Source organism: Actinomyces sp. 594, from assembly GCF_019325145.1.
GTDB lineage: Bacteria > Actinomycetota > Actinomycetes > Actinomycetales > Actinomycetaceae > Actinomyces.
On sequence record NZ_PIZC01000019.1, the window covers coordinates 1 to 24,818 of the forward strand.

Consider the following 24,818-nt stretch of genomic DNA (forward strand, 5'->3'; position numbering starts at 1 on the left):
GTGTCACTCGGCTTGGCCGCGGCGTCGGGCGTGTCACTCGGCTTGGCCGCGGCGTCGGGCGTGTCACTCGGCTTGGCCGCGGCGTCGGGCAGCGTCCGCTCGCGCTGGCGCCGGTCCGGGGCGGGGTCCGGCTCGGGCTCAGGCACCGAAATGAGGAACAGCATGGAGTGCGCCTCCACTGTCACCTCCTGCTCGGCCCGCCACTCCTCGCCGGAGCCCGTCGCCACCTGCTCGGGGCGGGGAGCCGTGCTCGGGGCGGTGTCTAGCACCGTGCGCCAGCGGGGGGAGTGGTCAGCTCCGGGCAGGGTGAACACGATGTCCTCCGCAGAGGCGTTGAACAGTGCCAGGAAGGAGTCGTCGCGAATACGCTGCCCGCGCTCGTCGGGCTCGTGGATGGCGTCGCCGTTGAGGAAGACGGTGATCGCCCGGGCGTACCAGGTATCCCAGTCCTCGTCGGTCATGCGCGCGCCCGAGGGGCTGAGCCACTCGATCTCACCGAGCTCCGACTCCCCTCCATGGCCGGCCTCGCCGGTGAAGAATCGGCGCCGCCGCAGCACCGGATGCTCGCGGCGCAGGCGGATCATGCTACGAGTGAACTCAAGCAGGTCCTCCTGCTCCTCTGTCAGGTCCCAGTTGACCCAGGTGATCTCATTGTCCTGGCAGTAGCCGTTGTTGTTCCCGCCCTGGGTGCGGCCCATCTCATCGCCGTGGCAGAGCATGGGCACGCCCTGGCTGAACATCATTGTGGCGATGAAATTGCGCACCTGCCGTCCCCGCAGCGCCAGTACCTCCGGATCGTCGGTGGGGCCCTCCGCGCCGCAGTTCCAGGACCGGTTGTCAGATGCGCCGTCGGCGCCGCCCTCGCCGTTGGCCTCATTGTGCTTCTGGTTGTAGGACACCAGGTCGTGCAGGGTGAAGCCATCGTGGGCAGTGACGAAGTTGATACTGGATACGGGAGTCCGGCCGGAACGCTCGTACAGGTCCGAGGAGCCGGTGATTCTGGCGGCGAACTCACCCAGGGTGGAGGGCTCCCCCCGCCAGAAGTCGCGTACCGTGTCCCGGTACTTGCCGTTCCACTCACTCCACAAAGCGGGGAACTCCCCGACGTTGTAACCGCCCTCGCCGACGTCCCACGGCTCCGCGATCAGCTTCACCTGAGACAGGATCGGGTCCTGGTGGATGATGTCGAAGAATGCCGAGAGCTTGTCCACCTCGTGGAACTGCCGGGCCAGGGTCGAGGCCAGGTCAAACCGGAAGCCGTCCACATGCATCTCGGTTACCCAGTAGCGCAGCGAGTCCATAATCAGCTGCAGCACGGCGGGGGAGCGCATGAGCAGGGAGTTGCCGGTGCCCGTGGTGTCGAAGTAGTGCGCCTGGTCGCCGTCCACCAGCCGGTAGTACGCGGCGTTGTCGATACCCCGGAAGGACAGCGTGGGGCCCATGTGGTTGCCTTCGGCGGTGTGGTTGTAGACCACGTCCAGGAGCACTTCGATATCGGCCTCGTGGAAGGCCTTCACCATCGTCTTGAACTCCTGCACCTGCTGGCCGTCGGAGCCGTGAGCGGCGTAGGCATTGTGCGGTGCGAAGTAGCCGATGGTGTTGTAACCCCAGTAGTTGGACAGTCCCTTGTCCTGCAGGAAGGTGTCGTTGACGAACTGGTGCACGGGCATCAGCTCGATCGCCGTGACGCCCAGGTTCTTGAGGTGCTCGATTACCGCCGGCTCGGCCAGGCCGGCGTATGTGCCGCGCAAGTGCTCCGGAATGCGCTCATTGAGCTTGGTCATGCCCTTGACATGGGCCTCGTAGATAATCGTGTTGTGGTACTGGTGGCCGGGCGGGCGGTCGTGCCCCCAGTCGAAGTAGGGGGACACCACCACCGAACGCATGGTTACAGGCGCGGAGTCTTCCTCATTGCGCGCGGAGTGATCGTTGAAGTCGTATGAGTAAAGCGCCTGCGAACCCGTGACCTCGCCGGAGATCGCCTTCGCATAGGGGTCCAGAAGGAGCTTGGAGGGGTCGCAGCGGTGCCCGTGCGCCGGGTCATAGGGGCCGTGCACCCGGTACCCGTAGTGCTGCCCGGGTTGCACGGAGGGCAAGTAGGCGTGCCACACGTCCGCGTCCTCCTCGGTCAGGGGGATGCGGGTCTCGCGGCCGGCGTCGTCGAACAGGCACAGCTCCACGGCCTGCGCCGCGGAGGAGTACAGGGCGAAGTTGGTGCCCGAGCCGTCGTAGTTGGCACCCAGCGGGTAGGGGCGTCCCGGCCAGACCGCCCGCTCGGGCAGGGCCTGCTCCGCAGGCGGCTCCTCGGGCAGAGCCTCCGCCGGCTCCTCCGGCAGTTCCTTAGGTAGAGCCTCCACCGGATCCCCGGGCGGTTCCTCCGGCGGTGCCTGCCTGCGTGGCTCCGTTCGTGGCGCCGTCGCAAATCGGGCGGCGGGCGCTGGCGCCGGCTGTTCCTGTGGCCCGTCGGTGCGCCGCTCATCGGGTTGCGTGGAACGCTCCGGCAAGTCGGCGGAGGTTGTCTCGGGACTGTGCATGGGCTCAACTGTGCCACGGATTGGCTTCCTAGTACGGGAACCGTGCGCACGACTTGGATTCGGAGCTGCGCTCGCAGGAGCGTGCTGGGCGATGCGTGCGCGCGCACTACTCAGGCCCTGGGAGGGGTGCCGTGAGCGAGCTCATCGCCGTGCGGTGGCGAGAGGATTTGTCAGCGTCCGGAGCGCTCTGCTAGTTTTCTCGCGTGCCTCCCCACGGAGTGCAGCACGCGGATGTGGCTCAGTTGGTAGAGCATCACCTTGCCAAGGTGAGGGTCGCGGGTTCGAGTCCCGTCATCCGCTCGGGCGATTGGCGCAGCGGGAGCGCGCTTCCCTGACACGGAAGAGGTCACTGGTTCGATCCCAGTATCGCCCACTGGCAAGACCTCGGACCGCGCCGTCCGAGGTCTTCATTTCTAACTGCGGCCCGGCAGCTCGGGCCAACCTCCAGGAGGTCCAACTTGCCCCGCTCGCAGCGCCAGCTCCCCGCCCGGCCGGATTTGCTTCCCGTGGTAATCGGCGGTGACATCGGCGCCTACGCCCTGGCGCGGCAGCTGCATGACGCCACCGGCCAGCGGGTCAAGCTGCTGTCGGCGCACCCGATCGAGGCCATCGGGCTGTCGGCCTATATCGACGTGGTGCCACAGGTGTCAACGGACACCGCCGCCATGATCGGCTGCCTGCGTGAACTGGTGGACGGCCGCGCGGAGCGCAGCGCCGTCGTCATGGCGAACCGCGACTCGGTAGCGCGCGACCTGTCCGCGCACCGGGAGGAACTCGAGCCGCAGTACGTGGTGCCCTTCCCCTCGGTTCAGGCCATGGACGAGTTGAGTAACAAGGTCGCCTTTGCGCGGGCCTGCGCGGACTTGGGGCTGCACACCCCCCGGCAGGTTGAGATTACCGGGCAGGACTTGGCCGGAGGCGATCCGGAGATCGACATCCCCTTCCCACTGGTGGGCAAGGCCGCCATCGGCTCGGACTGGGACAACCTGGACTTCGACGGCAAGCGGAAGATCTACTTCCTCGACACCCCGGAGCAGCTGCACGCCCTGTGGGAGGACCTGCGCCGGGCCGGTTTTGACTCTACCTTCCTGATTCAGGAGCGCATCCCCGGTCAGGACGATGCCATGCGGTCCGTAACCGCCTACATCGCCTCAACCGGGGAGACGACGGTCATCGGCTCGGCCCGCGTGCTGCTCGAGGATCACGCGCCCACCCTCATCGGAAACCCGGTGGCAATGATCACCGAGCCCTACCCGCAGCTGTGGGAAGGGGCGGAGCGCCTGCTCGCCTCCGTGGGGTACCGCGGCTTCGCCAACTTTGACATCAAGATCGACCCGCGTGACGGGCGGGCCGTCTTCTTCGAGGTCAACCCGCGTATCGGGAGAAACTCCTTCTACATGAGTGCTGCGGGCGTCAATCCGATGGTACCCATGATCTCCGACCTGGTTGACGGCCGACCGGGCCCTCGCCGCGAAGCGCGCGGAGAGGTTCTTTACAGCTTGCTGCCGCATCACCTCGTGCTGCACCAGCTTGACGATCCGGCCCTGCGCAGGCGGGTGCTGCGACTGGTGCCACGCGCCGTGGACCCGCTGCTGGATCCTGCCGAGCGCTCACCGCGCAGGCGCCTGCTGGTAGCCGCGCAGAAGCTCAACCACGACCGCAAGTTCCACCGCTACCACCCCAAGCCGCTGCTGCGGCGCCGGCGCCCGGCAGGCGAGTACTGACGCACGGCCGTCCAGTACGGCGGTTTGCTTCAGGACTCTGGGCGCCCCCCTTCCTCAGGGATGGGGGCGAGGGATCTCCCGGAGGAGAAATCAGGGTCCGGGATCATCCTGTGGTATGAGGGCGTTTTGCGGGCACAGGCGCCTATCGTGGGATAAACACAGTTTTCTCACAGGAGTGCCTCCTCATGCCCACAGCGACGCCGCCTGCCCCCGGCAGCCTCGTTTCCCTTGATGCCCGTCAGATGCGACTCGCGATCGGGGGCACGGCCGCGCCCCTGGAGCAGACCGAGCCGTGGGAGGCATTCGAACGCAGCCAGGGCCGGCAGCTGTTCGGCCGGTACGCCTATACGGTTGACGGCAAGTACGTCGCGGTGATCGCGCTGTACCGGTACTCGGTGTCACGCTGGTTCTTTCTGTGGGCCAAGCACGGGCCGGTGTGGCTGGGGGAGCAGACGCCCGCCCGCGAGGCCGAGCTGCGTCGGCTGCTGGTTGCCGAGGTGCGGCGCCGTGACCGGCGCATCGTGTTCATTCGCATGCATGCACGTTTCCAAGCGTCGGACACGCTCCCGCTCATGGGCTCCATCACCTACGACCGCACCTACGTGATTGACCTGCGCCCGGGCACGCCCGAGCAGATTCGCGCAGCCATGCCGAAGGACGGGCGCCGCGGGGTGCGCCGCGCCGAGCGCGTGGCGCGGGAGGCCGGCTGCACGATTGCGGAGGAGACCGGACTGGGCCGCGAGGAATTTGATGCCGTGTACCAGGTGCTGGTAGCGACCGCGAAGCGTGACGGCTTCCGTCCCCACCCCGCCCGCGTGTACTGGGACATGCTCACCAGCCTCGGGCCGGAGCACGCCCGCCTGTTTGTGCTGCGGCGCGACGGCGTGCCGCATTGCTGGGACCTGGTGACGGTCTCCGGCAAGCACGCGGCCGCCTACTACGGCGCATCCTCCGACGCATCGCGCGGATTCCGGGGCGCGGAGGCGCTGGACTGGGCCGTGGCATGCGCCCTGGCCGAGGAGGGCTTGTGGGGACTGGACTTGATGGGGGCGGAGTCCACGCGCGTGCCGGAGCTGTACAGCGTGGGCCGGTACAAGCGGCGCTTCGCGCGGCACCCCACTGAGGTTGACGGCGCCTGGGACGTGGCCGTGCGCTCGCTGCAGTACCGGGCCCTGGTGCAGGCGCGTCGCGCGCGTCACGCGGTGCGTGCCAGACTCGGCCGCTGAGGCGGGGGCGGTTGGCTTGCTTGTTGTGCTTGCAGACGGCCTGGCCGCGTTTGACGGCGGGTTCGATGGTGGCGTGGTCACCGCGGTGGCCGTGGGTATGGAGGCGGTAGGGCTCGCGGGCGACTTGGACCTGCTCCCACTCTGCGAGCAGGGCGACCTCATCGACGCCCTCTTGATGTGAATTACTGGTCGGGGTTGGTTGCCAGAAGGAGTCCGTACCAGGAGTTGCCGGAGTTCTTGATAGAGGTCTCGGTGGCGAACATGTAGCGCCATGTGCCGCACTGGCCGTCGTAGTTGACGTCGCGGGCCCACGTCTCGGCGGCTTCCTTCTTGGCTTGGACGTTGGGGTCGTTGGCGTTCTTGTCGGATTTGCCTTCGATCACCCAGTGGGTGCCGTCCTTGTCGAGAGCGATGAAGTCCGGGAAGTAGCGGCCGTTGGCGAGCGGGATGAAGGCGTCGCCGTCGGTGTAAATGCGCAGCCACCAGGTGATGTTCGGGTCGCGGTCAAGGAGTTTGGCGAGAGCCCACTCGGTGGTGGCGGCGTCGAAGGAGGCGGTGGGCATGATGTTGTGCTGCCAGCCGCAGTACTCCTGGTGCTTGACGAAGTTGACGGTGTCGTAGGCGTTGGGGGCGTTGGCATCCATGGGAACGGGTTCGAGGGGAAGTGTGACGTTGCGGAACCGGTAGTTGACGACCGAGGGGCGGTTGGCGATACGTTCGCGGATAAGCCGGGCGAGTCCGTCGGCGGCGAACTGCTGACGCTGGATACCCCACTCGGCGGTGGTGTTCTCGCTCGTGACCCCCGCGCCGGTGAGGAAGGCATTGACAATGGCCTTGGCGCCGTTCTTCTCGGCGAGGGAGGCGGTGACCTCGGGCTGGTGGAGGATCATCGCGATGAGTTCTGCGCGGATGGTGTTCAGGCCGACGAGGGGTTGCTGGGCCTCCTCCTGCTGCTGGGGGGTGGTCGTGATGGTGACGTGGTTTGCCTCGCGGGCGGCTTCGAGAGCGTCGCGGGACAGCCAGGTGGGAATCTCGTGGATGAAGCGGGCGCCCACGGCCCGAGCGTCGCCCAGTGGGATGGAGGCGAGACGGAAGACCGCAGGCTCGAAGACGGCTTCCCACCGGGGGAAGGTGATGGTGGGGGCGCCGTCGGTGCGGTGGGCGAAGGCGGGGGCGGGCTGCTCGGTTCGGGGCTGGACCTCTTGGATCATGAAGTTGCCCATGTCCCAGGTGTCTGTGCTGGTGCCCGTGGTTCCCTGGTCGGTGTTGTCGGTGGCGGTCGGCGTCTCGGGAGCGCCCGAGCCTGAGCCCGCTTCTGAGGTCGTGTTGTCCGCCTCCTCGCCGGGGGTGGCGTCGGGGATGTGGGGCACCGGGGCAGCACCGGTGGCGTCCGTGTTGGGGGCGGTGCCGCCGGGCATGGTGCGGGCGGTGAGGATGTCCTTCTGGGCGAGGAGTTGCCGGTAGGAGTCGTGCGCGACCAGGTCGACCTGGTCGACCATCGGGATGCCGGTGCGCCGCCCGAACGGCAGGCGCAGGCCGCGGCCGAGAATCTGCTCTGTCAGGGCCTGGGAGGCGAGGCGCCGCAGGGCGACGATGACGGCGATGTTCTTCACGTCCCAACCCTCGCGGAGCATATTCACCGACACGATGGCGCGGATGGGGGAGTCAGGATCCTCTACGTGGCTGAGGGCGTCTAGGGCCTCGTCGGAGGACTGTGAAGTGACTTCCAGGACGGCTGCCCCGTCGCCGATGAGGCCGGGCTGTGCGAGCATCTGGGCGACCTCGTGGGCGTGCTCGATGGTCTGGCCGACGACGAACAGGACTGGACGCACCTTGGGCGCGTCTGGGTTGAGTGCCCGGTGGGCGGCGTACGCCTCCTCCTTGCGGCGCAGGAGCTGGCAGGCGTCAGTCAACTGGCTGCGCTCGTCGTGGGTGCCGTCGGGCCGGTACACGATGACGGGGGTCTTCACATAGCCGTCGGCGATGGCCTCACCGAGCGTGTACTCGTAGGCGATCTTGGGGGTATCGGCGGGGTCGGGGGTGGCGGTCAGGCCGATCAGTGCCCGCGGGTGGAGGTCGCGCAAGGCGGCGGAGAATGCCTTGGCCTTCTCGTGGTAGACGTGATGCTCATCGGCGATCACGTACAGGTCGTCGGTGTTCTCCAGGTACTCGTACAGGGCCTGTCCAAGGGTTTCGTCAGCCTGCCGGGTCTTGCGAGACACCTTCGCGGTGGGGCGCAGCAACTGCTGCACGTTGAATACGAACACCTTGAGGCGGCGTCCGTCGCGCAGCGCCATGCCGACGTTCGCGGTCTGGAAGTTCTCCGGGGTGATCACGAACGGGGGGATGTCGGCGCCCTCCACGTACTTGGCGGAGGCGGCATCGAAGTTCGCGACCGTCTTGGCCTGGATTGTGGACCCGGGAGTGACGACCAGGACGTGCCGTACGCCCTGCTGCGCCAGGTACTCGATGAGCGCGGACATCAGGAATGTCTTGCCGACGCCTGTAGCCAGGTCGGCGACCAGCTCCACGAATTGGTCCTCGCTCGCTCCCAGACGCTCCACGAGGGTCTTGAGGGCGTCGCGGTTGGGGGCTCGCAGGTCGAACCGTGCTGCAATCTCGTCGACAAGCGCCACGTCCAGGGTGATTTGGGGTGCCATGAGTCAGTTCACCGTCCCCTTCGGGAAGAGATCCTGCGGAGCCTTCTTCAACCTGGACCCCGGTGACAGGGCCGCCAGCAGGTCCGCCGCCTGCGGCAGGTACCCCTTGGCGATGATCACGGCCTTCTCGCTCTCAGCCAGGGATGCGACGACGGCACACACTACCTGCTCGTCGGCGATGCCATCAACGACGGCAAGGCGCTGGCGGCGGCGCACGCCGCAGAACACGGGGTGGTCTGGGGTCAGGGTGAATCCGAGCTGACCGGCGATGGCCCGCGACCAGGTGCCGTTGACGGCCGCCGGGGACAGGAAGACCTCGCCGTCGGAGTCGTCCACCTCGTACATGGACGGCCCGACCTTCGCGACGGTGAAGCCGCCACCTCCCTCCCACAGGGTCGTGGTCTCGTACTTCGTGCGTGTGGCGTCACGCAGTGCCTTGATGGTCTTCGGGTCGAGGCCGTCCAGTCCCTTGGCTGCGCGTGTCAGGAGCGTGTTGAACGTCTGCGCCTCCTGCGGGCTCATCCCCTCTGGGAGGTCGGCGGTGGCGACGCGCTCGGTGCGGGTCGAGATGCCGCCCTTGTCCGTCCCCTCGACGACCTTGGTTAGCCGGGGGCGGATGAATGCCTCTACGGTGCTGGTCTGCAACTCGACGGTGATCCACCGGCGCCCCATCTTGTGGGCGACGGCGGCGGTAGTACCTGACCCTGCGAAGAAATCGAGGACGAGGTCGCCGGGGTCTGTTGCCAGCGTGATGATCCGCTCCAGGAGAGCTTCGGGCTTTGGTGTAGAGAACGGTGTTATACCGGGAAAAAGTGCCTTGATCTCGGCCTTCGAGTTCCGATTGCTCCCGACTGCGCGGTGGTCCCAGATTGTTCTAGGAGTCGTGCCTCCCTCGGGGAGGTAGCCCTTCACTTGGAGACGAGTGCCGTCGGCGATGAAGAAGACCGTCGGCCAAGGCCCCTGCTGAACGGCTGTGGCGCTCTGCTGGGCTTCGGAGAGATCGACGTCAAGCAGGAAAGCAGGAACGTCCTTCCTGACCTTCTCGGCTTTGACTCCGCAGATACGAGCGCGGTCCGTGGCGTCGTCAATGACTTTGAGGCGATAAGGCGCCCACTTGTTCATCTCCTCGAACATCCGCTCGGCGCCAAGTCGCCAGCACCCTCCCTCGGGTGGATACATCAACTCTCCAGTGAATGGCGACTGGATCGCGTAGACCATGCCTTGATGGGTCCGCGCACCTGGCGCATGACCGGGCTTGGCGAGCCATCGGCGATCGTCGCCGTCGGGGGCGCCGTAGATGGAGTCTTGCTTCACAGTCCTTGGCAGGCGGTTTGGGCTCCAGCCGCTGTTCAGCGAGTAAACCAAGAGGTAGTCCTGGTCAACGGAGAACTGTGCGGCGTCGTTCCGGCTCGTGTCGGACTTACCCCAAACGACGGTGGTGACGAAGTTATCTGCGCCGAACTCCTCGTCCAGGAGCGTCCGCATGTGGTGGACCTCGGCGTCGTCCAGGTGCACCCAGACGGAGGCGTCGGGGGACAGGAGTGGGCGGACTTCACGGAGGCGGTCGCGCATGAGAGTGAGCCACACCGAGTGCTCCAACTGGTCGGCGTAGTGCTCGAACATCTGGTGCGTGTTGAACGGCGGGTCGATGTAGACCAACTTGACCTTGCCCGCGTACTTGGCCCGGTACTCGGGGATAGTCGCCAGGGAGCGCAGGGCATCGCCGCAGTCGCCCTGGATGACCAGGTTCTCGCCGGCGCCGGTGGGGCCGTCGGTCGCGCCGACGGTGTCGACGACGTCGATGGACTTCACCTCGCGGGCGCGGGGGTCCTCGGGGTCGACCCAGGCGTAGTCGTATACGCCTTCTTCATTGGGGATGAGGGCATACTCCTTGCCCATCCATGTGAGTTCGAGGCGTCCCTTTGGGTTGCGCTGCATGGCTTCGCGGGGCTTCCTGGGCGTGGTTGTGGCTGACCTCCCGATACTATAAGCACCCACATCCTGTGTGGCTGGCTCGGATGCGTTTGCGGACGCATATTCGTGTCGGTGGTCGGTGAGATAATGCCCCCGAACCGAGGGCTGCCTCGGTAGCCCAATTTTAGGGAGAGAACGTGACCAACTACCGCATCCCGTCCACCTCACAGATCAAGTCCCAGATGCGCACCGCTCAACGGCGAGCCGAGAGCCAGATGCGCTCCGAACTACGCACCACACAGGCCAAGATCGACCGCGCCGTCCGAGACGCGCAGCGACAGGCTGAACGCGACGCCGCCAGCCTCCAACGCAAACAGCAGCAGGCCATCAAGCGCGAGGCCGACCGCCTCACCCGCACCACCCGTCCGCGTATCACCTACACGCCCGCCCAGGAACAGACCCTCGCGCCCGTCGCCCGCGAAGCCGCACGCCAAGCTATCACCCACCCAGACCGCCGCGACGTCTTCCTATGCCACGCATGGGGAGACCGCGAAGGCATCGCACGCGAACTCACCGACCTCCTCGTCAGCTTCGGTGTCTCTGTCTGGTTCTCCGAGGATGACCTCCCACTCGGCGGCAACATGATGCGCGACATTGAACAGGGCCTGCGCATGTCTAAGGTCGGTATCGTCCTGGTCACTCCTAACATGCTCGCGAGCCTCCGAGCCGGACGGGTCGCCGACCGGGAACTCGGCGTCCTCCTCCGCCGCGACCGCGTCATCCCCATCGCCCACGATGTCACCTTCGACGACCTCCTCGACGAGAGCCCTTTCCTCGCATGCCGTACGGGACTCAGCACCGAGGAAGACGACCTGGAGACCATCGCCGCCAAGATCGCCGACCAGATTCACCCCGAACCCGCCACAGCCTGACCCGCAAGCGAGCCCTCCTTCGTGTCGCCGCCCGGCGGCAGGATGGAGCCCGTCAGCTGCGAACCCCGCCACCAGGAGGGCCGCCCCCATGTCCAATGCCGTGCCCGTGAACAGTAACCTCGTCACCGCGACCCAGGTCGACCTGCGCCGCCTCAACCTGCTCGCCCACCTGTACGAGGACGCCGAAGAGGGCGCTGAGGTCGACCCCGCTCCGGCTGCCGCGGCGCTGGCCGTCTCTTTCCCAGCACTGCCCGGCACCCTCCGTGAGGACTTGACGGCCCTCCAGGCGTCCGGGCTTGTCGCTGGTCTGGATGACACTAGCCTGGGTGGAGCCCCGACTGTCGCGGTCACCCCGACAGGACGCCAGGCCGTGGAGTCCGCCCGCGCCCAGATCGCCTCGGACCCCGACGCACGACACGCGGCCGTCGGACTCCTCGTCTTGAGCTTTCTGCTGACTCACGGACACCAGGAGGTGGCTACCGAGCCCATGCGGGCGGCAGGAGTCACCGTGCTGGCTGAGCCCCTGCCCGACGACAGCGTCGAGGCTGCGGTCCTCGAATTGGATGAACTCGGGCTCATTAATGCGCAGGTCACGTGGGGAGGTGCCGTCATCCCACTCGGCATCACTGCCGAGGGCCGCATCTGTCTGCGCTCATCGCGTCCCGTCCTCCTAGCCGACGTCAGCACCCCGTCCGCACCGATCTACAACACGACGGTTGGCACCATCACCAGCGGAGCTGTCGCCATCGGCGCCAACGGCGACGTCCACCAGGACGTCATCGTCAACGTCGACCAGGCGACCGCTAACCTCCGCATCGCCCTCGAATCCCTCTACGAAGATCTTCCCGACGACATGCGTTCCCAGGTCGATGACGTCGTCGCCAAGATCGACGAGGCCGAGGACACCGGCTCTAAGTCTCTGCTCGCCCGAGCCGCTGCCCAGGCCCGGCGCCTAGCTAACCTGGTCACCACCAAAGGGATCGAGACCGCCACTACGGTCACTGTCACGACAGCCGCTACGGCCCTCATGGGGCTCATGGGATCCAACTGATGCCCGGAGCACCTCTACATCCGCAAAGCACCCCGGCGAGCCCTGCGACGACTGGATTAACCACGCTTAGGCTACAGTCGGCTCACCTACCTCCGGAAGCACGAGGTCCTTATGGTTTTCCCCTGTCCCTGACCGGGTCGGGAGCGGGCGACGGCCCCCGCCCTGATAGCCTCCGCATGCCGCCCTCACAGGCCCCTCTCGGCCAACCCCTGGCAGCCCGCCGGAATCCCAAGGCCAGCGGGAAGAAATCGGGACCGCGAGTGGGGGAGCATATCGATCCCGGCTCTGGGGACCGGTCTGGGCAACTCAAACTACTGGCGGAATCGTGCCGCTTTGGCGATCCCAGAGCAACCTGTAAAAGCTCCCATTACCCTCAGCGCCCGGCAGGTGCGCATCCCGCTCGGCTGCACCCCGGCGCCCCTGGAGCAGACCGAGGCGTGGGTGGTCGCCTACTACGGCGCCTGGGACGTGGCCGTACGGCCGCTGCAGTACCGGGCCCTGGTGCAGGCGCGTCGCGCGCGTCACGCCGTGCGCGCCCGGCTCGGCCGCTGAGGCGGGCCGGTCCCGCTGGGTACGCTGGGTACTCGGTATGATCCCCTGCGTGCGAGCACCAGTACAGCTCGCACCGAGCTGATCAGTTGATCAAAAGGAGCATCCGTGTCACCCCAGCCCACACTCACCATCAGCCTGGACGGCGCACCGCGCACTATTGAGACGGGCACTACGGGTACCGCACTGTTCGCGGGCGCCCGCGACGTGGTGGCCATGAAGGTGGACGGCGAGCCCTGGGACCTGGACCGCGTCCTGCCTGCTGACGCCGTCGTTGAGCCCATTACGCTGGACAGCGAGGACGGGCTGAACATCCTGCGGCACTCGGCCACCCACGTGATGGCCCAGGCCGTCCAGGAGCTCTTCCCGGACGTGAACCTCGGCATCGGCCCCTTCATCACCGACGGCTTCTACTACGACTTCGGCGGCATCGACGCCGTCACCCCGGAGCTGCTGCGCGAGATCGAGAAGCGCATGAAGCGCATCGTCAAGGAGGGCCAGACCTTCCGCCGTCGCGACATCACCGAGGCGGAGGGGCAGGCCGAACTGGCCGACCAGCCCTACAAGCTGGAGCTGATCACCACCAAGGGCGCCGGCGCCGAGTCCGCCTCCGTGGAGGTCGGCGCGGGCGGACTGACCATGTATGACAACGTCCGCCGCGACGGCACCGTCGCCTGGAAGGACCTGTGCCGCGGCCCCCACCTGCCCTCCACCAGGCTCATCGGCAACGGCTTCGCCCTGACCCGCTCCTCGGCGGCCTACTGGAAGGGCGACCAGAACGGCGACTCCCTGCAGCGCATCTACGGCACCGCCTGGGCCAGCAAGGAGGACCTGAAGGCCTACCAGACCCGCATGGCCGAGGCCGCCCGCCGCGACCACCGGCGGCTCGGCGCCGAACTGGACCTGTTCTCCTTCCCCGAGGAGATCGGCCCCGGCCTGGTCGTCTTCCACCCCAAGGGCGGCATCCTGCGCCACGAGATTGAGCAGTACGTAATCGACCGGCACATCGAGGCCGGCTATGACCTGGTCCACACCCCGGAGATCTCCAAGGGCGGCCTGTTCCACACCTCCGGGCACCTGCCCTACTACGCGGACACCATGTTCCCGCCCATGCTTGCCGACGAGGAGCGTGACGCGCAGGGCAACCTCACCAAGGCCGGCCAGGAGTACTACCTCAAGGCCATGAACTGCCCCATGCACAACCTGATCTTCCGCTCCCGGGGTCGCTCCTACCGGGAGCTGCCATTGAAGTTCTTCGAGATGGGCCGCGACTACCGGTACGAGAAGAGCGGCGTGGTACACGGGCTGACCCGCATGCGGGGCTTCACCCAGGACGACTCCCACACCTACTGCACTCCCGAGCAGGCGGGGGAGGAGATCCGGCGGCAGATCGAGTTCTTCCTGTCGATCCTCAAGGCCTTCGGACTGGACGACTTCTACCTGGAGCTGTCCACCCGCGATGAGGACGGCGCGAAGAAGGACAAGTTCATCGGCTCGGACGCGGACTGGGAGGCCGCCACCCGCACCCTGCAGGAGGTGTGCGACTCCACCGGACTGGAACTGGTACCCGATCCGGGCGGCGCGGCCTTCTACGGGCCGAAGGTATCCGTGCAGGTCAAGGACGCCATCGGCCGCACCTGGCAGATGTCCACCATTCAGTACGACTTCAACCAGCCCGAGCGCTTCGACCTGGAGTACACGGCCGCCGATGGCACGCGCAAGCGCCCCATCATGATCCACGCCGCCAAGCTCGGCAGCGTGGAGCGCTTCATCGGCGTGCTCACCGAGCACTACGCCGGCGCCTTCCCCGCCTGGCTCGCACCCGTGCAGGTGCTGCTGGTGCCCGTGGCCGAGGCCTTCGACGCCTACGTCGACGACGTGGCCGCCAAGCTGCGCGCGCGGGGCGTGCGCGTGGAGGTGGACCACTCTGACGACCGCTTCGGCAAGAAGATCCGCAACGCCTCCAAGGAGAAGGTCCCCTTCACGCTGATCGCCGGCGGGGAGGACGCCGACGCCGGCGCGGTCTCCTTCCGCTTCCGCGACGGCTCGCAGACCAACGGCGTGCCCGTGGACGAGGCCGTGGCACACATCACCCACGTGATCGCCGAGCGCATCAATGACCCGGCGGGGGAGAAGCTCACCCGTGACTGACGTTACCGACCAGACCGCCGGGTCGGCGGGTGCCCCCGAGCCGGCCGGGACGCAGGCGGACGCGGGCGGGCCGGCGCCCACGCTGAGCGAACTGGAGGGCACCGTGGTCGACGGCGTACGTATCGAGGCCCCGTTCCAGCCGGCCGATACACCCGATCCGTTCGGGCGCCTGTGGACCCCACACCGCATGGTCTACATCGGCGGCCAGGACAAGCCGACCAACGACAGCGCCTCGCAGTGCCCGTTCTGCGCCGCGCCCGGCCGCAGCGACACGGACGCCCTCATCGTCCACCGCGGCGAGACCGCCTACGTGCTGATGAACCTTTACCCCTACAACACCGGCCATCTACTGATCTGCCCCTACCGGCACGTCTCGGACTGGACCGAGGCCACGGACGCCGAGCGGACAGAGATCGGGCGGCTCACCGCCCGGGCCATGGAGGTAGTGCGTGCGGTGTCCCATCCCCACGGCTTCAACCTGGGCATGAACCAGGGCGAGGTCGCCGGCGCCGGCATTGCCGCCCACCTGCATCAGCACATCGTGCCGCGGTGGACCGGCGACGCCAACTTCATGCCGATCATCGGCAAGACCAAGCCCGTGCCGCAGCTGCTCGGCGAACAGCGCAACCGGCTCGCCGCGGCATGGGACGCGGCGCCCGCGGGAACGGGACCCGCCGCCCGCCCCGACCCGAACCACTGAGGAGCCCGCTGATGCTCGGACAACACGGAAGAGGCATTACCCGGGCCCTATTCACCGGCCCCGCCCGGCTGCTCGCCAGGATCGGAGTCACCCCCAATATGCTCACCGTCGCCGGTACGGTGGCCACCATCGCCGTCGCGGTACTTACCCTGCCCCAAGGACGCTTCATCCTGGGCCCGGTGCTGCTGGCGCTTGTGCTGATCGGCGATTCCTTCGACGGGATTCTGGCCCGCCTGACGGGCAGCGCCTCCGACTTCGGCGCCTTCCTGGACTCCACCATGGACCGCCTGGCGGACGGCGCTGTCTTCGGCTCCCTGGCCGTATGGGCCGCCCTGCACCTGCAGCCGGGAACGCTGCGCACCTGGACGGTCGCCGTCTCGGTGTGCGTGGTAGTGCTCGCCGCGGCAGTGCCCTACGCGCGTGCCCGCGCCGAGTCAGTTGGAGCCAAGGCCGCCGTCGGTATCGCTGAGCGCACCGACCGCCTGGTGATCGCCGCCGTCGGCGTGCTCGCCGTCGGGCTGGGTGCGCCGCCGTGGGTGCTCACAGGGGCACTGGCCCTGATCGCGGCCGCCAGCCTGATTACGGTCATCCAGCGGATTGCGACCGTGCATGAGCAGCTGGCGCGTGCGCCGCAGGGGGTGCGGCGGTGAGCGTCGGCATTGAGGACCTGTACCGCTTTGCCTGGCGGCACGTGCGGAAGCTGCCCGCACCCGTCGGCTACGGGCTGTCCGCGCTGGGGGCCGACGCCGCCTGGGCGGCGCACCGGCTGCGCGGTGGCGAACAGGGTGTAGGCCAGCTGGAGAAGAACCTGGCGCGCCTGCTGCCGCAGGCCTCCCGACGGGAGATACGGCGCGCCTCCCGCGCCGGCATGCGCTCCTACATGCGGTACTTCTATGAGGCCTTCGCCCTGCCCGGCATGAGCATGGAACAGGTTCATGCCCGCGTGCGCCCCGAGGTCGACCCGCGTGCCTACGAGGATCTCGCCCGCGGATCCATCGTCATCGCGCTGCCGCACATGGGCAACTGGGACCTGGCCGCAGCCTGGGCCTGCCAGGAGCTGGCCCAGGTGCTTACCGTCGCCGAGCGGCTCGAGCCCGCTGACCTGTTCGAGCAGTTCGTCAGCTTCCGTGAGTCCCTCGGTGTGAAGGTCATTGGCCAGGGCCGCGGCGAGAAGGTCTTCGACCGCCTGGTTCAAACCGCGCAGGAGGGCCATTATGCGGTCGCGCTGCTGGCCGACCGCGACCTTTCCAGCACCGGTGTACTGACCGAGCTCGGGGGGCACCCGGCGCGCGTGGCCGCGGGTCCGGCCGCTCTGGCGGTGAGGCTCGGGGTGCCGCTATACAACGCCTCCCTGCACTACGAGCGCCTGGAGGGCGAGCGGCGCCGCCGGGCCGGCTCCGCCTGGGGGATCGTGCTGACCATCCGGCCGGTGGATGCGCCCGTCGGCCTGGAGGGCCGGGAGAAGACCGCGGCCTGGACACGTTCGTGGGTGGCGGATCTCTCGCCGCGGCTGGCGGAGCACGCCGTCGACTGGCATATGCTGCAACCGGTCTTCGACGCCGATCTGGACCACGAGCGGCTCGCCCGGCGGCACGCGGCCGAGGCCGCCCAGCAGGAGCCGGAGTCATGAGGAAGTCATGAGGATAGGTATCGTCTGCCCCTACTCACTGGATGCCCACGGCGGGGTCCAGGTGCACGTGATGGACCTGGCCCAGGAGCTCATGCGCCGCGGACACGAGGTGCAGGTGCTCGCACCCGCCTCGCAGGACCTGGAGCTGCCCGAGTGGGTGACCAGTGCCGGTGACTCCATCGCGATCCCCTACAACGGGTCGGTCGCGCGCCTGAACTTCGGCGCTGCGGTTGCGCGCCGCGCCCACCGCTGGCTGTCCGCCGGCGACTTCGACCTGCTGCACATCCACGAGCCCATCACTCCCAGCGTGGGCATGCTCGCGCTGCAGGCGTCATCGGGTCCGGTGGTCGGTACCTTCCACGCCGCCATGGACCGCTCGCTCGCCCGCGAGCTGCTTTCCCCGGTGGCGGTGCCGCTGATGGAGAAGCTGGCTGCCCGGATCGCCGTCTCCGAGGAGGCCCGCCGCACGCTGATCCAATATCACGGCGGTGACGCCGTGGTGATCCCGAACGGCGTCGACGTCGCCCCGTTCGCACAGGCGCCCAAGGACGATCCGCGCTTCGTCGGCACGCCGGAGGCGCCCACGATCTCCTTCCTGGGCCGCCTGGACGAGCCGCGCAAGGGACTGCATGTCCTGGCGGATGCGATCCCGGAGGTGCTGGCGCAGGTGCCCGCGGCCCGCTTCCTCATCGCCGGGCGCGGAGAGGCCGAGGCCGAGCGGGCCGCGCTGGCCCAGTACGGTGACCGGGTGGTGTTCCTAGGCGGCATCTCCGACGCTGACAAGGCCGCCATGCTGGCCTCCTGCTCCTGCTACGTCGCACCGCAGACCGGCGGGGAGTCCTTCGGCATTGTGCTGGTGGAGGCCATGGCGGCGGGCACCAATGTGGTCGCATCCGACCTGACGGCCTTCTCCGACGTGCTCGGGGCTGGAGCCTACGGCTACCTGTTCCGCAACGGTGACGGGGCCGATCTGGCCCGCGCCATCATCCGCACACTCTCAGATCCCGCGGCGGCCCAGGAGCGCCGCTCGGCCGCCGCAGCGGTGGTGGGCCGCTACGACTGGTCGGCGGTCACCGACGCCATCCTCGACGTGTACGACATGGCCCTGTCCACCGCCCATACTCGCGTCACCGTGGCCCCGGGCTCGCGCACCATGGTCGGCCGGTTGCGCGACGCCCTTGAGGACTGACCGGATGCTCGCGAAGTTGACTCCACTACTCACCGTCCCCGCCATGCCCTGGCCCATGGCGGCTGCCGCTAGCAGCGGCCCGCCCGCCTGGCTGCTGCCCGCAGTGGTCATCCTGATGATCGCACTCGTGGTCCTCGCCGTGGCCTGGTCACTGTATGCCAAGGCTCTGCGGGTGGATCGGCTCCACCGACAGGTACTGGGCTCGCGCGCCACCCTTGAGGCACAGCTGGTGCACCGGGCACAGGCGGCGGCAGATCTGGCGGCCACCGGGCTGCTCGATCCGGCGTCGGCGCTGATACTGTCGCGGGCGGCATATGACGCGCTCGATGCCGAGGGCCCGCTGGTTGAGGACGGGCTGGACACCGATGCGCCCGGGCGCGTTACCGGTGAAGGCGGGGGCACGCGCACGCGGATGCGCATCGAGTCGGACCTAACCCGCGTGATCCGTGCGGTGCTCGACCCGTCAACGCGCGTTTCGCTGAACGGCGACCCGCGGGGAAACGAGTCACTGGAGCGCCTTGATCGTGCCGCATACCGGCTGGTGCTGGCGCGCCGCTTCCACAACACCCATGTGGCCGAGGCCCGGCGCCTGCGCGGCGCGCTCGATGTACGCCTGCTGCACCTGGCAGGTCATGCCCCGCTTCCCCAGACCTTCGACATCGATGACGCCACTACCGCAGAGGTGGAGGGCGTCCAGGAGGAGCCGCAGTCATGAGCGCTTCTGGTACCAACCCGGGCCCCGGAGAGTCGTGGGCACCGCGGCCCGGCTACCAGCGCTCCGGCTACCCTCCGGCTGGCTCCACCCAGCCCCGCCCCGCGCCGCTGTGGACTCCGCAGGCGATGGTGCACCGGCATCGCGGAACCGTGGCCAGTACGGTGCTGGCGTGTGTCGGTGCGCTAGGCCTGGCGCTGATGCTGTTGACCATTTACGCCTCATCGAGCGGGCCGGTCTCGGAGCTACTGGTCTCCATCCTGCTGGCGCTCGTGCCGCTGGGCATCGTCATGGCCACGGTGCGTTGGATCGACCGCTGGGAACCGGAACCGCCGGGGCTACTGGCCGCCGCTTTCCTTTGGGGCGCGGGTGTGGCCACCGTCATCTCCCTGGTGGTCAACACCTCCGCATCACTCCTGGTATCGGCCGCCACCGGCTCCGTAAGCGGGGGCGAGTTCGTCTTAACCGTAGTTAGTGCCCCGATAATCGAGGAGGTCACCAAGGGGCTGGGGGTGCTCGTCATCTTCCTGATCTGGCGGCGCAACTTCAACGGCGCCGTGGACGGCATCGTATACGCAGCGGTGGTCGCTGCCGGCTTCGCCTTCGCCGAGAACATCCTGTACTTCGTGCAGTCCTCCGACACGCTGCTGATGACCTTCCTCCTGCGCGGTATCGCTTCGCCGTTTGCGCACGTGACCTTCACCGCCTGCACTGGGCTGGCGATCGGTGCGAGTGCGCGCATGCGCTCGCCCCTGGCCTGGGTGTGGACCGCGCCGCTGGGGCTGGCCGGCGCGATCGTGCTGCACGCCTTCTGGAACGGCATGCTGATAACCGAACCGTCCTTGTACTTCTACGTGGCGCTGCCGTTCTTCATGGCGGCAATCGGGCTGGTGCTCTGGCTGCGCTGGAATGAGCGCCTGACCATGCGGCAACGGCTGGCTGATTACCAGCGTGCCGGCTGGTTCTCACCCGCCGAGGTGACCATGATCACCACCGGTGCCGGCCGTGCGGCGGCCCTCCGCTGGGCCAGGAGCCGGGGCGCGGAGCAGGCCCGGGCGATGCGTGAGTTCCTCGGGTGTGCATCCGCCCTGGCGCAGCTGCGTCAGCAGGCGATCGACGGGCACGCGGACGCCGACTTCGCCCCGCACGAGGCCGCCCTCCTGACGGCCATCATGGAGAACCGGTATGTCTTCACCCGGTGAGCGCCGTCCCCACGGTGGCGGGGCTGCCGGGCTGGCCGCCGATGGGCGCGACCCGCGGCGAGTGCCGGCTAACTGGAGGCGGCTGCTGGATCCGGATGAGTGGCGGCTCAACGCCGAGGGCCTGCCGTTTCGGCGGGCTGCGCGGGTGATTGCGCTGCGCCGGGATCCACGACCGGCAATCCTGCTGGTAGTCGGGCACGACTTCAGCGACGCCTCCCGCTCCTGGGCGTTCACGCCGGGAGGCGGCCTGCTGCCGGGTGAGACGCCGCTTGGCGGCGCCCGGCGCGAACTGGCTGAGGAGACCGGCATCGGCCTGGCGGAGGCGTGCTTCACCGGCCCCGTGGTGGAGCGCAGAGCCGTGTTCGCCTTCAACCGGGTCACTTGTAGGCAGGACGAGCTGTTCTACCTGACCCACCTGGCGGCAGGGGACGACGTCGTCGACCAGTCGGGCTGGACTGACACGGAACGTGAGCTGCTGGACTCGCTGCGCTGGTGGGAACTGGATGAGCTCGACGCCGCCGTTGCAGCCGGGATGACCGTGTACCCGCGCATGCTGCCCGCACTGGCCCGGGAGCTTATGGAGGGCTGGGATGGCCGGGTGCGGCATGTCGTCGAGCACTGATCCCGGTGGAGGCCAGGGCGGTCGGCCGGCTCGTGCCGTCGCCCCAGGAGCCGCGGGCACCCGTGACCGATCTTGGCAGGACGGCGTGTTTTGACCGATCCCCTAGGATAGGCGTCGGTATGTTCGTTAGCGGCCTCCCGCCCGCCGCCGGGCTGGAGGAACGGAAGACTACAAGGAGAACACATGTCGGGTCACTCCAAGTGGGCCACCACGAAGCACAAGAAGGCCGCCATTGACGCCAAGCGCGGCAAGCTCTTCGCCCGCCTGATCAAGAACATCGAGGTCGCGGCCCGCACCGGCGGTGGCGACCCGAGCGGTAACCCGACTCTCTTCGATGCCATCCAGAAGGCCAAGAAGAACTCCGTGCCGGCTGACAACATCACCCGCGCCGTCAAGCGCGGCTCCGGTGAGGAGGCCGGCGGTGCGGACTGGCAGACCATCATGTATGAGGGCTACGGCCCCGAGGGCGTTGCCTTCCTGGTCGAGTGCCTGACCGACAACCGCAACCGGGCTGCCTCGGATGTACGCGTGGCCTTCACACGTACCGGCGGGTCCCTGGCTGATCCCGGTTCGGTCGCCTACAACTTCACCCGCAAGGGCGTGGTGGAAGTTGCCAAGGGGGAGGGCATCGACGAGGACACGATCCTCATGGCGGTGCTCGATGCCGGTGCCGAGGAGGTAGTGGAGGGCGCGGAGTCCTTCGAGATCATCTCCGAGCCGGGCGACCTGGTGGCGGTAAGAACGGCGGTGACCGACGCGGGCATGGACTACGAGTCCGCCGAGTCCCAGTTCGTCGCCGGAACCACGGTCACGGTTGACGTTGAGGGCGCGCGCAAGGTGATGCGCCTGATCGACGCCCTGGAGGACCTGGATGACGTGCAGAACGTCTACACCTCCGTCGACATCACGCCTGCGGTTGCCGCCGAGCTGGATGCGGACGACTGACGGCCCCGCACAGCACTGTCTCGCGTCCGGGCAATGACCGAAACGTCGGCCGGTCCCTCGCCGCTGGCCACTGAGCGGGCCGGGCGGCGGGCCGCGCGCCGCCGTGCCGTGGCCGAGCAGCGCGTGCTGGGCATCGACCCGGGCATGACGCGCTGCGGTCTGGGTTGCGTGGATATCGATCCACGCCGCCGCGCCCGCCTGGTGGAGGTGGCGGTGGTGCGCACTCCGGCCTCAGACAGTCCGGAGCTGCGGCTGATGGCCGTGGCCGACGCGCTGGACGACTGGATTGCGCGGCTGGCGCCTACCAGTATGTCGGTCGAGCGCGTATTCGCGCACGACAACCTGCGATCGGTGATCTCGGTGGCCCAGGTTATTGGCGTGGTCATGGTGGCGGGTGCCCGCGCCGGCCTGGAGGTGGCCCAGCACACCCCGAGTGAGGCCAAGGCCGCGGTCACGGGTTCCGGCACGGCCACTAAGGCGCAGGTTCAGGCGATGGTGCAGCGCATCCTCGGCTTGGACGCCCCGCCGCGGCCGGCGGACGCCGCTGATGCGCTCGCGCAGGCGATCTGCCACGGGTGGCGCGGCGGCGGCACCGGGATTGACGGCAGCACGGATATGGTCTCGGCCGGCGGGTCGATCCGCGCCTCGGCTCGTACCCCGGCGCAGCAGGCATGGGCCGCCGCGCAGGCACGTGCACGGCGCACCGGCGCCGTCGACCCCCGCCGCCGAACACGCTAGAGTCAGCACCATGCCGAACAGGTGTTCGACGCCCTCGACTGAAGGAGCCACTGCCGCATGATCTCCTCACTGCGCGGAACCGTACTAGAGGCCTCGCTCGGGGCCGCGACCATCGAGGTCGGCGGCGTCGGCATGACCTTCCAGGCCACGCCGGCGACCCTGGCCGGGCTGCGCGCCGGCGAGGAGGGCTTCGTCCGCACTGAGCTGGTTGTGCGTGAGGACGCCCTGTCCCTGTACGGCTTCGCCGATGCCGACGAACACCGCTGCTTCCAAGTGCTGCTCGGGGCGAAGGGGGTGGGCGCCAAGCTCGCCCTGGCAATCCTGTCCGTGCACACTCCCGATGCGCTGAGGCGGGCTGTTGCCGCTAACGACGTCGCCGCGCTCAAGCGAGTTCCCGGGCTCGGCCCCAAGGGCGCCCAGCGGGTGATTATCGACGTCGCGGACAAGCTCGGCCCACCGGTGGGCGGCGAGCCTGGCACCGTGCCCGGGCCCGAGCAGGCCGCGGACGCCGAGGCCAATCCCGATGTGGTTGCCGCACTGGTGCAGCTGGGCTGGAACGAGGCGGCAGCGACCCGCGCGGTTGCCACCGTCCAGTCCGAGCGCGCCGATGCCGGAGCAGCCACCCCGCTGCCACTGCCGGAACTGCTGCGTGCCGCGCTGCGGTACCTGGGAGGTGGCACGCGTGGCTAATTACCCTGGGGAGGGCGGCGGCCCGATTGCCGACGGGCGCCTGGTTGGTGGCTCCGCGGATGACGCCGAGCGTGCGGCGGAGGCTGCTCTGCGGCCCAAGCGGCTGGAGGACTTCGTCGGCCAGCAGGTGGTGCGGGGGCAGCTGTCGGTTGTGCTGCGCGCCGCCCTGGCCCGCGGAGCGGTCCCGGACCACGTGCTACTGTCCGGTCCGCCGGGGCTGGGCAAGACCACGCTTGCCATGATCATCGCCAACGAGGTCGACGGCGTACTGCGCATCACCTCCGGGCCCGCGATTCAGCACGCGGGGGATCTGGCCGCGATCCTGTCCTCCCTGGAGGAGGGGGACGTACTGTTCATCGACGAGATTCACCGGCTCGCCCGCACCGCCGAGGAGATGCTCTACCTGGCCATGGAGGACTACCGGGTGGATGTGGTCGTGGGCAAGGGACCAGGGGCGACCTCCATTCCGCTGACCCTGCCGCCTTTCACCGTAGTCGGCGCCACGACTCGCGCGGGGCTGCTGCCCGCTCCGCTGCGTGACCGCTTCGGTTTCACGGGCCATCTCGACTACTACGGGCCGGAGGACCTGACCCGTATCGTGACCAGGTCGGCCAACCTGCTGGGGGTCCGCATCGAAGGTGACGCGGCCGGTGAGCTCGCCAGGCGCTCCCGCGGCACTCCTCGTATCGCCAATCGCCTGCTGCGCCGGGTTCAGGACTGGGCCCAGGTGCACGGAACACCGGGGCGCCTGGACCTGGCCGCGACCCGCGGGGCGCTGGAGGTCTTCGAGGTCGACGAATTGGGCCTGGACCGGCTCGACCGCTCGGTGCTGCAGACCCTGTGCACGCGCTTCGCCGGCGCGCCCGTGGGCCTGAGCACTCTAGCGGTGAGCGTGGGGGAGGAGCCTGAGACCATTGAGACGGTGGCCGAGCCGTACCTGTTCAGGGAGGGGCTGATTGTCCGCACACCCAGGGGGCGCATGGCCACCCCCGCAGCCTACGCGCACCTGGGCCTGCGTCCGCCCGAGGACGGCACACTTTTTGCGTGATCAGGTCGAAATCGGAAGGTATAAGGGGCGCGTGTCACACCTCCGTCGGCGGAGCGGGCGGGCGTGCGCACCCCCGGGTGGCCTAGACTCGCAGACGCTATCGCCCGGGCGATGCAGGGTTTCTTCACGAACGGAGTCATTACCATGGACCCCATGCTGCTCATACTGATCGTCATGCTGCTGGCCTTCTGGCTGATGTCCAGGTTCGCGCGCAAGCAGCAGGAGCGGATGCTGGATGAGCAGAGACGCCGCACCGAGGAGGCGCTGGTGCCCGGCACCTGGGTGCGTACCCGGGCCGGTTTCTACGGCACCGTAGTAGAGGTCGACGGTGACGTGGTCACCCTGGCTACCCCGCTGGGAGATGAGTCGTTGTGGGCCAAGAATGCGGTCGTCGGGGCTGAGGAGCCGCCCTTCGCCTCCGCTGAGGAGGACACCGCGGACGACGCTGCGGGCGAGTTTGAGGACGAGCCGGGTGACCCGGACGCTGTCCACGAGGCCGCCGCCACCGGTGCCGAGGATTCCGCCGCGCCCGGCCGGGACGGTCACCCGGAGGAGCCCCAGCCGCAGGCCTGAGCCCTGCCCCACCCCGAATTCAGAGCGT

22 protein-coding genes and 2 tRNA genes are annotated in these 24,818 nt (G+C 68.3%); 21 read left to right on the forward strand and 3 right to left on the reverse strand.

Going from position 1 to position 24,818, the window contains the following annotated elements; genetic code table 11:
* On the reverse strand, window positions 1-2,312 hold a 2,312-nt coding region (gene glgX, locus GZ998_RS02635), incomplete at its 3' end, for a glycogen debranching protein GlgX (protein ID WP_219108845.1).
* A gap of 449 nt (window positions 2,313-2,761) precedes the next feature.
* Between glgX and GZ998_RS02640 the strand changes: the two genes are divergently transcribed.
* The 5 genes from GZ998_RS02640 (at window position 2,762) to GZ998_RS02660 (ending at window position 5,665) form a co-directional block, all read left to right on the forward strand.
* A tRNA-Gly gene (locus GZ998_RS02640) sits at window positions 2,762-2,834 on the forward strand.
* A gap of 1 nt (window position 2,835) precedes the next feature.
* Window positions 2,836-2,907 (forward strand) — tRNA-Val (locus GZ998_RS02645).
* 85 nt (window positions 2,908-2,992) lie between these two features.
* Window positions 2,993-4,258: a carboxylate--amine ligase gene (locus tag GZ998_RS02650; protein ID WP_219108830.1), complete on the forward strand. Its 1,266-nt coding sequence runs from the start codon at window positions 2,993-2,995 to the stop codon at window positions 4,256-4,258.
* Window positions 4,259-4,443: 185 nt separating this feature from the next.
* On the forward strand, window positions 4,444-5,484 hold the full coding sequence (locus tag GZ998_RS02655) for a GNAT family N-acetyltransferase (protein WP_257504950.1): 1,041 nt from the start codon (window positions 4,444-4,446) through the stop codon (window positions 5,482-5,484).
* Between the two features lie 16 nt (window positions 5,485-5,500).
* Window positions 5,501-5,665: a hypothetical protein gene (locus tag GZ998_RS02660; protein WP_219108832.1), complete on the forward strand. Its 165-nt coding sequence runs from the start codon at window positions 5,501-5,503 to the stop codon at window positions 5,663-5,665.
* 1 nt (window position 5,666) lies between these two features.
* On the opposite strand, the gene GZ998_RS02665 is transcribed toward GZ998_RS02660, so the two are convergent.
* A complete protein-coding gene (locus GZ998_RS02665; RefSeq protein ID WP_219108833.1) occupies window positions 5,667-8,144 on the reverse strand; it encodes a DEAD/DEAH box helicase family protein in 2,478 nt (825 codons plus the stop codon).
* 3 nt (window positions 8,145-8,147) lie between these two features.
* Window positions 8,148-10,082 (reverse strand): site-specific DNA-methyltransferase, encoded by a 1,935-nt coding sequence (locus GZ998_RS02670; RefSeq protein WP_219108835.1) that lies wholly within the window; start codon window positions 10,080-10,082, stop codon window positions 8,148-8,150.
* A gap of 173 nt (window positions 10,083-10,255) precedes the next feature.
* Between GZ998_RS02670 and GZ998_RS02675 the strand changes: the two genes are divergently transcribed.
* The 16 genes from GZ998_RS02675 (at window position 10,256) to yajC (ending at window position 24,790) form a co-directional block, all read left to right on the forward strand.
* Entirely contained in the window at window positions 10,256-10,990 is a 735-nt protein-coding gene (locus GZ998_RS02675) for a TIR domain-containing protein (protein WP_219108836.1), read from the forward strand.
* 88 nt (window positions 10,991-11,078) lie between these two features.
* The gene (locus GZ998_RS02680; protein WP_219108838.1) at window positions 11,079-12,041 is read left to right on the forward strand and encodes a hypothetical protein; all 963 of its coding nucleotides are present in this window, start codon (window positions 11,079-11,081) and stop codon (window positions 12,039-12,041) included.
* A gap of 333 nt (window positions 12,042-12,374) precedes the next feature.
* Window positions 12,375-12,593 carry a hypothetical protein gene (locus GZ998_RS02685; protein WP_219108841.1) on the forward strand — a complete coding sequence of 73 codons (219 nt, stop codon included), beginning with the start codon at window positions 12,375-12,377 and terminating at the stop codon, window positions 12,591-12,593.
* Between the two features lie 105 nt (window positions 12,594-12,698).
* The gene (thrS, locus tag GZ998_RS02690; protein ID WP_162680018.1) at window positions 12,699-14,741 is read left to right on the forward strand and encodes a threonine--tRNA ligase; all 2,043 of its coding nucleotides are present in this window, start codon (window positions 12,699-12,701) and stop codon (window positions 14,739-14,741) included.
* An 82-nt stretch (window positions 14,742-14,823) separates the two neighbouring features.
* On the forward strand, window positions 14,824-15,441 hold the full coding sequence (locus GZ998_RS02695) for an HIT domain-containing protein (protein ID WP_374939152.1): 618 nt from the start codon (window positions 14,824-14,826) through the stop codon (window positions 15,439-15,441).
* Window positions 15,442-15,452: 11 nt separating this feature from the next.
* Window positions 15,453-16,091: a phosphatidylinositol phosphate synthase gene (gene pgsA / locus GZ998_RS02700; RefSeq protein WP_161924103.1), complete on the forward strand. Its 639-nt coding sequence runs from the start codon at window positions 15,453-15,455 to the stop codon at window positions 16,089-16,091.
* On the forward strand, window positions 16,088-17,071 hold the full coding sequence (locus GZ998_RS02705) for a phosphatidylinositol mannoside acyltransferase (RefSeq protein WP_162680017.1): 984 nt from the start codon (window positions 16,088-16,090) through the stop codon (window positions 17,069-17,071). The genes pgsA and GZ998_RS02705 overlap by 4 nt, the downstream gene beginning before the upstream one ends.
* Before the next feature lie 7 nt (window positions 17,072-17,078).
* Window positions 17,079-18,260: a glycosyltransferase family 4 protein gene (locus tag GZ998_RS02710; protein WP_162680016.1), complete on the forward strand. Its 1,182-nt coding sequence runs from the start codon at window positions 17,079-17,081 to the stop codon at window positions 18,258-18,260.
* 55 nt (window positions 18,261-18,315) lie between these two features.
* Entirely contained in the window at window positions 18,316-18,975 is a 660-nt protein-coding gene (locus GZ998_RS02715) for a hypothetical protein (RefSeq protein ID WP_237564381.1), read from the forward strand.
* A complete protein-coding gene (locus GZ998_RS02720; protein ID WP_161924101.1) occupies window positions 18,972-20,174 on the forward strand; it encodes a PrsW family intramembrane metalloprotease in 1,203 nt (400 codons plus the stop codon). Before GZ998_RS02715 ends, GZ998_RS02720 begins: the two co-directional genes overlap by 4 nt.
* Window positions 20,158-20,796, forward strand: a complete 639-nt coding sequence (locus tag GZ998_RS02725) for an NUDIX hydrolase (protein ID WP_161924100.1) — start codon at window positions 20,158-20,160, stop codon at window positions 20,794-20,796. The genes GZ998_RS02720 and GZ998_RS02725 overlap by 17 nt, the downstream gene beginning before the upstream one ends.
* Before the next feature lie 183 nt (window positions 20,797-20,979).
* Window positions 20,980-21,741, forward strand: a complete 762-nt coding sequence (locus GZ998_RS02730; RefSeq protein ID WP_161924099.1) for a YebC/PmpR family DNA-binding transcriptional regulator — start codon at window positions 20,980-20,982, stop codon at window positions 21,739-21,741.
* Between the two features lie 33 nt (window positions 21,742-21,774).
* Window positions 21,775-22,479 (forward strand): crossover junction endodeoxyribonuclease RuvC, encoded by a 705-nt coding sequence (locus GZ998_RS02735; RefSeq protein WP_161924098.1) that lies wholly within the window; start codon window positions 21,775-21,777, stop codon window positions 22,477-22,479.
* A 57-nt stretch (window positions 22,480-22,536) separates the two neighbouring features.
* Complete coding sequence (gene ruvA / locus GZ998_RS02740; RefSeq protein WP_161924097.1) at window positions 22,537-23,169, forward strand: Holliday junction branch migration protein RuvA; 633 nt, start codon at window positions 22,537-22,539, stop codon at window positions 23,167-23,169.
* Window positions 23,162-24,217, forward strand: a complete 1,056-nt coding sequence (gene ruvB / locus GZ998_RS02745) for a Holliday junction branch migration DNA helicase RuvB (protein ID WP_237564339.1) — start codon at window positions 23,162-23,164, stop codon at window positions 24,215-24,217. The genes ruvA and ruvB overlap by 8 nt, the downstream gene beginning before the upstream one ends.
* A 153-nt stretch (window positions 24,218-24,370) precedes the next feature.
* Window positions 24,371-24,790 carry a preprotein translocase subunit YajC gene (gene yajC, locus GZ998_RS02750; RefSeq protein WP_161924095.1) on the forward strand — a complete coding sequence of 140 codons (420 nt, stop codon included), beginning with the start codon at window positions 24,371-24,373 and terminating at the stop codon, window positions 24,788-24,790.
* Window positions 24,791-24,818: the final 28 nt, after the last annotated feature.

What these genes read in the sequence shown, in the direction of transcription:
- GZ998_RS02655 (WP_257504950.1), top strand. Translation starts at nt 4,444, where the DNA reads ATGCCCACAGCGACGCCGCCTGCCCCCGGCAGCCTCGTTTCCCTTGAT.
- GZ998_RS02665 (WP_219108833.1), bottom strand. Translation starts at nt 8,144, where the DNA reads ATGGCACCCCAAATCACCCTGGACGTGGCGCTTGTCGACGAGATTGCA.
- GZ998_RS02670 (WP_219108835.1), bottom strand. Translation starts at nt 10,082, where the DNA reads ATGCAGCGCAACCCAAAGGGACGCCTCGAACTCACATGGATGGGCAAG.
- GZ998_RS02680 (WP_219108838.1), top strand. Translation starts at nt 11,079, where the DNA reads ATGTCCAATGCCGTGCCCGTGAACAGTAACCTCGTCACCGCGACCCAG.
- pgsA (WP_161924103.1), top strand. Translation starts at nt 15,453, where the DNA reads ATGCTCGGACAACACGGAAGAGGCATTACCCGGGCCCTATTCACCGGC.
- GZ998_RS02710 (WP_162680016.1), top strand. Translation starts at nt 17,079, where the DNA reads ATGAGGATAGGTATCGTCTGCCCCTACTCACTGGATGCCCACGGCGGG.
- GZ998_RS02715 (WP_237564381.1), top strand. Translation starts at nt 18,316, where the DNA reads ATGGCGGCTGCCGCTAGCAGCGGCCCGCCCGCCTGGCTGCTGCCCGCA.
- GZ998_RS02720 (WP_161924101.1), top strand. Translation starts at nt 18,972, where the DNA reads ATGAGCGCTTCTGGTACCAACCCGGGCCCCGGAGAGTCGTGGGCACCG.
- GZ998_RS02725 (WP_161924100.1), top strand. Translation starts at nt 20,158, where the DNA reads ATGTCTTCACCCGGTGAGCGCCGTCCCCACGGTGGCGGGGCTGCCGGG.
- GZ998_RS02730 (WP_161924099.1), top strand. Translation starts at nt 20,980, where the DNA reads ATGTCGGGTCACTCCAAGTGGGCCACCACGAAGCACAAGAAGGCCGCC.
- GZ998_RS02735 (WP_161924098.1), top strand. Translation starts at nt 21,775, where the DNA reads ATGACCGAAACGTCGGCCGGTCCCTCGCCGCTGGCCACTGAGCGGGCC.
- ruvA (WP_161924097.1), top strand. Translation starts at nt 22,537, where the DNA reads ATGATCTCCTCACTGCGCGGAACCGTACTAGAGGCCTCGCTCGGGGCC.
- yajC (WP_161924095.1), top strand. Translation starts at nt 24,371, where the DNA reads ATGCTGCTCATACTGATCGTCATGCTGCTGGCCTTCTGGCTGATGTCC.